The organism is Marinobacter nitratireducens (genome assembly GCF_000708045.1).
Lineage (GTDB): Bacteria > Pseudomonadota > Gammaproteobacteria > Pseudomonadales > Oleiphilaceae > Marinobacter > Marinobacter nitratireducens.
Genome location: NZ_ANIE01000004.1, coordinates 162738 through 172925 on the forward strand (window position 1 = coordinate 162738; position 10188 = coordinate 172925).

The following is a 10188-nucleotide window of genomic DNA, read 5'->3' on the forward strand; positions in this document are numbered from 1 at the left end:
CAAGTTAAGAATAGAGGGATAGCATGAAAATCAGCAGACAAGCCTACGCCGACATGTACGGCCCCACCGTCGGCGACCGCGTGCGCCTGGGCGACACCGAGCTGTGGATCGAAGTCGAAAAAGACGTTACCCACTACGGCGACGAAGTAAAATTCGGCGGCGGCAAAGTTATCCGTGATGGCATGGGCCAGAGCCAGCGCTGCGACGACGCCGTGATGGACACCGTCATCACCAACGCCCTCATCCTCGACTGGTGGGGCATCATCAAAGCCGACGTCGGCATCCAGAAAGGCCGCATCGCCGCCATCGGCAAAGCCGGCAACCCGGACACCCAGCCGGATGTCGAAATCGTCATCGGCCCCGGCACCGAAATCATCGCCGGAGAAGGCAAAATCCTCACCGCCGGCGGCATCGACCCCCACATCCACTTCATCTGCCCCCAACAGGTAGAAGAAGCCTTGATGAGCGGCGTAACCACCATGCTCGGCGGCGGCACCGGCCCGGCCACCGGCACCAACGCCACCACCTGCACACCGGGCGCGTGGCACATGGGCAAAATGCTCCAGGCCGTCGACAGCCTGCCCATGAACATCGGCTTCCTCGGCAAAGGCAACGCCAGCCTCCCCGAAGCCCTCGAAGTACAGATCAAAGCCGGTGCCATCGGCCTCAAACTGCACGAAGACTGGGGCACCACCCCGGCCAGCATCGACAACTGCCTCACCGTCGCCGATGAATACGACGTACAGGTGGCCATCCACACCGACACCCTGAACGAATCCGGCTTCGTGGAAGATACACTGGCCGCCTTCAAAGGCCGCTGCATCCACACCTTCCACACCGAGGGGGCAGGGGGCGGCCACGCACCGGACATCATCACCGCGTGCTCCAAGGACTACGTACTGCCGTCCTCCACCAACCCGACACGGCCCTACACCGTGAACACCATCGACGAACACCTCGACATGCTGATGGTGTGCCACCACCTGGACCCGAACATCCCCGAAGACGTCGCCTTCGCCGACTCCCGCATCCGCCGGGAGACCATCGCCGCCGAAGACATCCTGCACGACATGGGCGTGATCTCCATGATCTCCTCCGACTCACAGGCCATGGGCCGCGTCGGCGAAGTGATCTGCCGCACCTGGCAAACCGCCCACAAAATGAAAGTACAACGCGGCCTGCTGCCGGAAGACGAAGAGCGGGGTGCCGACAACTTCCGCGCCAAGCGTTACATCGCCAAATACACCATCAACTCCGCCATCACCCATGGCCTGGCCCACGAAGTGGGCTCCGTGGAAGTGGGCAAACTGGCCGACCTGGTGCTGTGGAGCCCGGCCTTCTTCGGCGTGAAACCCGCCTGCATCCTCAAAGGCGGCATGATCGCAGCGGCCCCGATGGGAGACCCCAACGCCTCCATCCCCACACCGCAGCCCGTGCACTACCGCCCCATGTTCGGCGCCTTCGGCAAAGCCGCCAGTGCCACCCGCCTGACCTTCGTCAGCCAGGCCGCACTGGACGCCAACATCGGCGAAGAACTCGGCCTCGACAGCCCACTCTCCGCCTGCAAAGGCGTGCGGGACGTGCGCAAGAGCGACATGAAACTGAACGACGCATGCCCACACCTCACCGTGGACCCGCAAACCTACGAAGTACACGCAGACGGCGAACTGCTCACCTGTGAGCCCGCCACCGAACTGCCCCTGGCTCAGCGTTACCATCTTTTTTAATCAATACAGCTCAGGGCTGCTCTGAGAGGAATGCACGAATGTTAGAACTGACAAAACGACTCAACGAACAGGAAGCGACCGAGATCGACAGCTCCGAGATTCTCGACAACCTGATCCTGCCCTACGAACTGCGCATCCGTGGCCGCCTCCGCGCGACCACCGAAACCAAGGTAGACGTAGGCCTCTTCCTCGACCGAGGCCCGGTACTGCGGGACGGCGACCTGCTGCAAGCCAAAACCGGCGAAATCGTCCGCATCCGCGCCGCCGAAGAACAGGTAGTGACTGCCCGCATCGAAAACGGCCAGCCTTTGGCGCGCCTGTGCTACCACCTGGGCAACCGCCACGTCACCCTCGCCATCGGCATGGACGACCAGGGTGCTTACGTGCGCATCACCCCGGACCACGTACTCGAAGAACTGGCGGAACGCCTGGGAGCCACCCTGATACACCACACCGCCCCCTTCGACCCCGAACCCGGCGCCTACACCCAGGCCGGATACTCCCACGGACATGGCCATTCACATGGGCACAGCCATAGCCACGGAGAAAGCCACGACCACTCACGCGACCACGGGCACAGCCATGGCCACAGCCACCCACACACCCACTGAGGCGACCACCGGGCCCGTTGCCGACCTGGCCCTGCTGGGCCTGATGCAACTGGTGAGCCCCGCTCTGCCCATCGGCGCGTTTGCCTGGTCCCAGGGACTGGAAAGCGCGTTCGAACTGGGCTGGGTGAACAACGAAGCCGAACTGGCGGAGTGGATCGAAGGCGTGTTGGAAGACGGCCTCAGCCGCTGCGAACTGCCATTACTGGCACGCCTGCAACAGGCATGGGCCGAAAGCGATGCCGACACCATCGCCGAGTGGAACAACTGGCTGCACGCCACGAGGGAAACCGCAGAACTGAGCGACGAAGACACCCGCCTCGGCGGCGCCCTCGTCACCCTGCTGCGCAACCTCGACCTGCTGCCGGAAAGTAGACTGATTCCGGACGAGCCCGGTTACATCTCCATGTTCGCCTGGGCCGCCCACAAACGGATCGTACCCGTTCGGCAAACGCTGCTCGGCTTCGCCTGGGCCTGGCTGGAAAACCAGCTCGCGGTGGCCTGCAAGGCACTGCCATTAGGCCACACCGCAGCCCAACGCATCACCGAACAACTCCGCCCGAAACTGGTGGAAGCAGTCGACGTTGCGCTGGCAAGAGACGAACACGAACTCGGGCCCATCCTGCCGGGACTGGCGCTCGGAAGTGCGTTACATGAAACACAGTATTCGAGGCTTTTCAGAAGCTAGAAAGCCGTTGATTTGAAAACAACTCCGATGACCGGGGAGGCGAGTGGTGACTGCATTGCGGGAATGTGCGGAGCCATGGATGGCGGAGCTCAAGCGTCACATGGACGTGCCGCAAGGAGCGTTTCCCGAAATACAGTCACCACTTGCCGACCACCACGGAGCCGAACACATTAAAGGAGAATTACCATGACACATTGCCTGAGAGTCGGAGTAGGCGGCCCCGTAGGGTCCGGTAAGACTGCGTTGCTGCGCCAGCTGTGCAAAGCTCTGCGCGACCACTACAACATCGCCGTCGTCACCAACGACATCTACACAAGAGAAGATGCCGACTTCCTCCTGCGCCACGAAGCCCTCGACGCAGACCGCATCCTCGGCGTAGAAACCGGCGGCTGCCCGCATACAGCAATACGCGAGGATGCCTCCATGAACCTCGCCGCCATCGACGACCTCCAGAGCCGCCACCCGGACCTGGAACTGGTGCTTGTAGAGTCCGGCGGTGACAACCTCTCGGCTACCTTCAGCCCGGAACTGAGCGACCTCACCCTGTATGTGATCGACGTCTCCGCCGGCGACAAAATCCCCCGCAAAGGCGGCCCCGGCATCACCAAATCCGATTTGCTGATCATCAACAAAATCGACATCGCCGAACAGGTACACGCCTCCCTCGACGTCATGGAGCGGGACAGCAAAAAAATGCGCGGCGAACGCCCCTTCGTATTCACCAACCTGTACGACGGCGTAGGGCTGGACACCATCATCAGCTTCATCCTCGAACGCGGCATGCTGCCTGAAAGACGGCCCGAAAAACTGGCCGAGCCAGCCTGAGCCAACCGAATCAAAACGACTTGAGAGCCACCAGGAGACAACCATGAAACTCACAGCCAAACTCCTAACCGCCGCAGCCCTGCTGACGGCCTCCGCCACCGCCATGGCCCACCCCGGCCACACCGAAGGCGGCTTCACCAGCGGCCTGCTGCACCCCATGCTCGGCCTGGACCACCTGCTCGCCATGGCCGCCATCGGCTTCTGGAGCGTACGCCAGAGCAACACCATGAAAAACGCCACCCCGGCCTTCGTGATCGGCGGCATGATCCTCGGCGCCACCCTCGCCTGGGGCGGCCTGAGCCTGCCCGGCGTTGAAACCGGCATCACCTTCTCCGTACTGGTGGCCGGCATCCTCATCGCCACGCTGGCGAAACTCCCGACGGCAGTGGGCGGCACCCTTGTCGGTGCGTTCATGCTGTTCCACGGTTTTGCCCATGGTGCGGAAATGCCTGCTGGTGCAACACTGGCGGCCTACCTTGCTGGCTTCTCCATTGCGACTCTGGCGATCACGCTGGTTGGCCGTGGGTTGGGTAGCCTGATGATGAAGGCAGACAGCAAATTCAGCCGTGGTGTTGGTGGTGTTTTGGCGGTTGCAGGAGCGTATCTGGCTGCTGCTTAATAACACAGATACGAGCAAACACTCATGAAAGCCGCCCGGGAAACCGGGCGGCTTTTTCTGTATTGGGTTTACAGATTTTTGCAAAGACGGGGTGGCAAGCTTCCTAAGAGTTAGGCTAGTGTGTGGTGATAAGAAACGGATTGAACCGCTGTTAAGGATAACGGATGGACGCTGGCCAGCTACTTTCAACTCTCCCGAACTCGACTCCAAATACTGCCTGGTATTTTGTACCGCTGTTTATCCTTACGTTGCTCTTCAACCACGTTATCTGTCGTCGCGCGTGTATCCGCTTTGGCCATGCCGAGAAAAAGAGGTTGCTGGATATTAGAGCTGGAGCGTTTGCGATTATGGCAAAGAAAGGTGAGCTCAGGAGCGTTGTATGCCAAGGAAAGTGGGGAAGTGCCATTCGGAATATTGAAGAAGGCGGGTTCGGCATTATTGCAATAATGACGAATCGTCGTTTTTGCCGCCCCGTAAAACTGGAGGGGTGTAGGCTGTTGTTTTTGAGTCGGTTTTTTATAGGGTCCTTCGGGATGTGAGTGTTATGCCGCGTTCGGTATTTTTGCAATAACGAAGCGTTCCATCTAATACGCTGTTATACGGCGCTATAGCTGCATACATATTTTAACCCCATATTATATTTGGGTTATTGACAAGGAGACTGAATTGACCAAGACAACCACCTACGCTTTAATGAAGCAGATAATATTTTGCCGCTAGTTGGTCACGCGAAAATGCACAATACTATACAGTCTGACCTAATTACAGTGCCTCAAACCGAGACTGCAGGCTCTCGCAGTCCAGCAAGGTTTGCCTATCAACGAAACTGGGCTTTAGCAGAGCTGATTGAATACCATTTGGAAGGGAAAGATTATGTCTTTGCCTTTGAGTTCCACGATGACATATTGATACTTGATTCCGAAGTTAACCCGTCAATCCTGCAATTTATCCAAGTAAAAACTAAAACAACTGGCCAAAAGTGGTCTGTTCATCAGCTCACGACGTCTGAAAAAGGTAAGAATGGGTATCCCGACAAATTATCAATAATCGGTAAGCTTTACGAAAATAAGAAAAATTTCGCTGATCATAGTAGCCAATTACGCTTTGTCACTAATGCATATTTTTCATTCGTTGATCCAGTACCTGTAACAATTGCAAGTCAGTTAGAAAAGAAAGACCAAGACAAGATAACTAATGCAGTCCAAGCACAGCTTGGAGCTGGCGCTGTTGATTTAAACGCCCTCCAACTAGAACAAAGCTCTCTGAGTGTCGATGACCATGAAAAGCATATTCGGGGTATTCTACATAATTTCTTTGAGGAGCTATTTGGTAGCGATCATAATATCGCCGTGTCACCTTGGTATCAGTCCATATCTGACCAGATTAAATTAAAAAATAATTACCCATCAGCGCAAGTTAAGTCTTTCGACGATTTTATACGTAATAAGTGCATTACAAAATCTGAAATAGATGATTTTGTACAGCGAGTAAACCGCTCTCATAATAGCCGTGACAACTGGGATATCATCAAATCCCAACTACAAACAGAAGGCTTTGGGTTTCAAGAATTAATAAAACTCCAGCGTAGTTGGCAAAAGTACGCCACTGATAGGCTGGATTACGACAACAATGCTCTAAAGAATCTCGAAATTGACATTTCTAATGCAGTAAGCACAACTTCATTTGGAGACAGTCCAACGCTAAAAGATGTGATTTCGAGCATTAGAAAAGACCTTTCTAAAAAGCTGTCAAAATTGGCAAGCATTTTTGATAGTCACTACATAGACTCCATCATCCTGTGGCAATACTGTGAACAGTTATAGTTTTAAAAAACTTGTAAGGCATTTGCGAAAAAATGGAACTAAACCAGCTACTGATAAAGCAACTAACGATCCTGTCGATACCGGAGAAGTCCGCAAAAACAGTGACGTTCCATCCACAAAGAAACCTGATAACGGGCGAGAATGACGTAGGTAAATCTTCCATTATCAAGTCCATCTACCACTCTCTCGGTGCTGACGTTCACTTTGACAGTGTTTGGGAAAAAGCTGACGCTATTAGCCTACTGACATTTTCGTATAGCAACAAAGATTACATGATCTTACGTTCCAGAGATCATTTTGGGCTCTTTGATATACACGGCAATCTTCTCAAATCCTTCGACAGTATTATCAAAGGCCTTTCTCCTTATTTTGCAAAATTATTTAATAACAGACTGCTGCTTAAACAGTCAAAGACAAATCAAAGAATTCCTGCTTCACCGGCCATTCAATTCCTACCATTTTATATTGATCAGGATAAGGGCTGGGCAAAGCCGTGGGATTCTTTTGAAGGCCTCGGCGTATTTGGCGGTTTCAAACGAGATTTAATCAATTTCGTTACAGGTATACGCCCGAATGAGTACTTCCTTCTATCCGAACGAATAGACCAACTTTCGGCCAAATTAACAATGCTTAAAAATGAATCAGGAGTTCTTGTATCAGCCAAAAAGACCGTTGAAAAGCATATCCCAAATGCCACTTTTGACATTGATATTAAAGCTTTTAAGAGAGACATAGATAGGCTCCTTGTTAAGCTAGAGGTGTTGAAAAATAAGGAAAATGAATACCGAAAAAACCTGATTAAGCAAAAAAATAAAGAAGTATTTATAGATAATGAGATTGCTATTGTTAGTAAATCCATTCGCGAAATCAATAAAGACTATGAGCATTCGCTAAATGATCTTGATTGCGAAATAACTTGCCCTACCTGTAATGCTACTTATGAAAACTCGATGGTTTCCAGATTCGGTCTTTTAGAAGACATCGACACTTGCCGAAGCCTTCTCTCTGACTACTTAGAAGAAAAAAAGAAAATCACAAAGGAAGTCACCAAGCTGGAAAATCAGCTTAACCTGCAAGTTGCCAAGGTGCGCGAAATCACCGACCTTCTTAATGAAAAGAAAGGCAAAGTTCGCCTCAAGGATCTTATTCAAAATGAAAGCTCCAAGCAGGTTAAAGAAATTTTTAACCGAAGCCAGAGCAACTACAGTACTCAAATTGGTGAAATCGAAGAGCAGAAATCAGGCCTTGAGATTGACCGGTCTAAATTGAACAACAAGGAGCGTAAAGAGTCGATTATCAGTAGGTTTAATACCCTTATTGACCTATTTCTAATAAAGCTAAATGTTCACACCCTCAATTCTGATTGGTTCAGCGATATCCCTTTATCAGTTAAATCCCAGGGCAGTGATACTCCGCGAGCTCTTCTGGCTTATTACTATGCCATTCTTTTTACTTCCAAAGAGTTTACATCTCTACCACTCTTCCCGCTGGTGATTGACTCACCAAACCAGCAGGATCAGGACGCAACAAACAGAAATAAAATCATCAAGTTTATTTTTGATAACACGCCTGATGACTATCAACTAATATTGGGAACAGTAGATTTGCATGGTGTTGAATACGATGGTCACACTATATCTCCAGCGACTAAGCTTCAGTTATTAGATAAGGACGAGTTTGAGGACGGTTACAATAAAATTGCTCCCCTCTTGGACCGCCTACAAGCTAGCCTAATAGCTGAATCGTGATTAAACTGAGTGTTTCAGAGATGTGAATTCGGTCCGTATAACAAGGCACTGCTGTCGGACAAATTTTCCGCTGCGCTCCAAATTTGCCGCAGAGTGCGGCGTTAACTTTTTCAAGGAAGTAGAGAAGTGCTAGATAATTTACTGTCAGAACTAATAGAAATTGTTGAGGCTGAAAATAACCCACCTTTTAGCGATGATGGCGCGTACGATGAGTTAGCTTCAAAAAAGGAGGCTCTTCTTGAAAAATGGAAGGGCTTCAGTCCAGAAGAAAGAAAACCGTATAATGGAAACATAAAAAATTATTTCAAGGGTGAAGGGCTTTCTGACAACCTAGATCCTTCTTTATATGCATCAAGGAATTTCAATCTTCTTCGAAAAGAAATAGATGCTCGTTTATCTTCAGACGACTCCGTAAGGTTACTGCCAATAAATGATCTCCATTTTGAGCAATCAATTTTAGAGCTTGTTGAAAATATGGAGAATACTGAACATGTTCGTGAACTTTATAAGCTTAGAAAGAGGGCGGTTGGTGACTCACGAAAGTCCGGAATAAATGCTATAGAAGCATCTCGCATTAGAAACTGTATGCGGCAAGGTCGCGAACTTTATCTTGCTGGAAAATCCGGATCATTAATGGTAAAACCACTAAACTTTTTTTACTCACTTACGGCTTACGCATATGCTTTTATTATTTTAAATAATCCGATTAGATACTCACTGGATTCTCTTCCTGGTTCGCATGGCTTAAATTACATTCCTGATGGTATGAAAAGTCAGGTAGGTGGTGATATGCCGCAGGGAACTTTTAGCGATTTAGTTTGCTCTTTTCCAACGTTAAGTGTGCGGAATGCGGATATTTCCATCCAACAAGATGCCTCATCTTCGATACTTGAGTTTTTTAAGAGAAGGCATACGATTGGTGTAGGCACATTACTAAGTATGATTCCTGAAATACGCGAATATTATAGAATCGCGACAGGAGAGATTGGGCGGACCCATCCTCTTACTGTCTCAATGGGTAAGAGCGACCGAAGTATTGTTTGGGAATTTCAAATAGGTGATGGGGAAAGACGTCCAGATATGGCCGATATAGAAAATTCTTTTAAGGGGTTTTCTATTACTGAGCGTTACGGAAAATATATAATTTCGGTACCTGCCTCAGATGCTTTTAAGATTAATGCTTGTGTTTCATGCGATGCGCGCGGGAATCTATGGTACGTGGAGAATCCTTTTTACCCAGTAGTATTCCCAGAAATATGCATACATTTCATGCTAACTAGTACCCTGAGCAATTTAATGCGTTATTCTCCAGACCACTGGGGTGTTGTCCTTCTTAACGAAACAAATTCTGATCAATCACTTATTGTTCGAAAGTACTTGTCAGCATTTGAGAATAAATTTCCAATTTTAATACTTAGATCTATTTCGAAATATTTTCCATTCGTGGTCGAAAGTTAACAAATGTAAGCACTTGACCCAAAAAAGCAACGCTTTTTCGGTCAAGTGTTACGAGCGTTAACTTTCGCCAGCTAGCCCCAAGGAGACTTTAAGTTATGGAGTTTGAGGACCTACTCCTACTAGTCATCCTGACCATTGCAGCCTATATCTGGATTTTTTCCCAAATTGAGAAAAAGAAAATGGAGCGAGAATACGCTGAAAAGCATGCGGAATTACAGGCAAGGCGCTCGCGGGAGATGCAGAAGCCGCTACCCAAACACATGCAAAGAGCATTGTCTCAGTTTGAAGCTGAATACCAGCAAAACCCTGGGGCGTTTAAATCAATGCATGAGTTTTCACCACTTGCTTGTTTTGGATACAAAGTGGGCAAAACGAATGGACTGCCTGAGCATCTGCGGCGCGAGATCATCTACTTTACTTGGTATGCAGAAATCCCTTCAGTAGTGCCTCTCCAATATGCCCAAGACTGGGGAGAGCCTGGCACCAGCAAAAGGTTTTCTAAGATTCGAAGCCATTTGTCTATGCTTGCGAATCAGAGACGCTCGCGAAAAGGTTATGAGGTTGCCGTCTCCCACTGGGATTCAGATGTAAATTGGCTTCGTGAAAATTACTCGGACTTGGCTTACCAGTACAGTCAGTTCGGATTCGAAAGTTAACAAGTGACTGTGGTGTCAATTCCATAAATTAAGCCA

At 50.3% G+C, this 10188-nt stretch carries 9 protein-coding genes; all 9 read left to right on the forward strand.

Going from position 1 to position 10188, the window contains the following annotated elements:
- Window positions 1-23 precede the first annotated feature (23 nt).
- Window positions 24-1727, forward strand: coding sequence for an urease subunit alpha (ureC, locus tag D777_RS07055; RefSeq protein ID WP_036129942.1), 1704 nt, complete (start codon window positions 24-26; stop codon window positions 1725-1727).
- Window positions 1728-1765: 38 nt separating this feature from the next.
- Complete coding sequence (ureE, locus tag D777_RS17830) at window positions 1766-2338, forward strand: urease accessory protein UreE (protein ID WP_081849488.1); 573 nt, start codon at window positions 1766-1768, stop codon at window positions 2336-2338.
- Window positions 2310-3023: an urease accessory protein UreF gene (locus D777_RS07065; RefSeq protein ID WP_036130013.1), complete on the forward strand. Its 714-nt coding sequence runs from the start codon at window positions 2310-2312 to the stop codon at window positions 3021-3023. The genes ureE and D777_RS07065 overlap by 29 nt, the downstream gene beginning before the upstream one ends.
- A 186-nt stretch (window positions 3024-3209) precedes the next feature.
- Window positions 3210-3848 carry an urease accessory protein UreG gene (ureG, locus tag D777_RS07070; RefSeq protein WP_036129948.1) on the forward strand — a complete coding sequence of 213 codons (639 nt, stop codon included), beginning with the start codon at window positions 3210-3212 and terminating at the stop codon, window positions 3846-3848.
- Between the two features lie 43 nt (window positions 3849-3891).
- Window positions 3892-4467: a HupE/UreJ family protein gene (locus D777_RS07075; RefSeq protein ID WP_036129951.1), complete on the forward strand. Its 576-nt coding sequence runs from the start codon at window positions 3892-3894 to the stop codon at window positions 4465-4467.
- A 734-nt stretch (window positions 4468-5201) separates the two neighbouring features.
- The gene (locus tag D777_RS07085; RefSeq protein ID WP_150112623.1) at window positions 5202-6290 is read left to right on the forward strand and encodes a DUF4297 domain-containing protein; all 1089 of its coding nucleotides are present in this window, start codon (window positions 5202-5204) and stop codon (window positions 6288-6290) included.
- A 32-nt stretch (window positions 6291-6322) separates the two neighbouring features.
- The gene (locus tag D777_RS07090) at window positions 6323-8038 is read left to right on the forward strand and encodes an AAA family ATPase (protein ID WP_036129957.1); all 1716 of its coding nucleotides are present in this window, start codon (window positions 6323-6325) and stop codon (window positions 8036-8038) included.
- 126 nt (window positions 8039-8164) lie between these two features.
- Window positions 8165-9496 carry a YaaC family protein gene (locus D777_RS17835; RefSeq protein WP_081849490.1) on the forward strand — a complete coding sequence of 444 codons (1332 nt, stop codon included), beginning with the start codon at window positions 8165-8167 and terminating at the stop codon, window positions 9494-9496.
- A 95-nt stretch (window positions 9497-9591) separates the two neighbouring features.
- Window positions 9592-10152, forward strand: coding sequence for a hypothetical protein (locus D777_RS07095; protein ID WP_036129958.1), 561 nt, complete (start codon window positions 9592-9594; stop codon window positions 10150-10152).
- The last annotated feature ends 36 nt before the right edge of the window (window positions 10153-10188 follow it).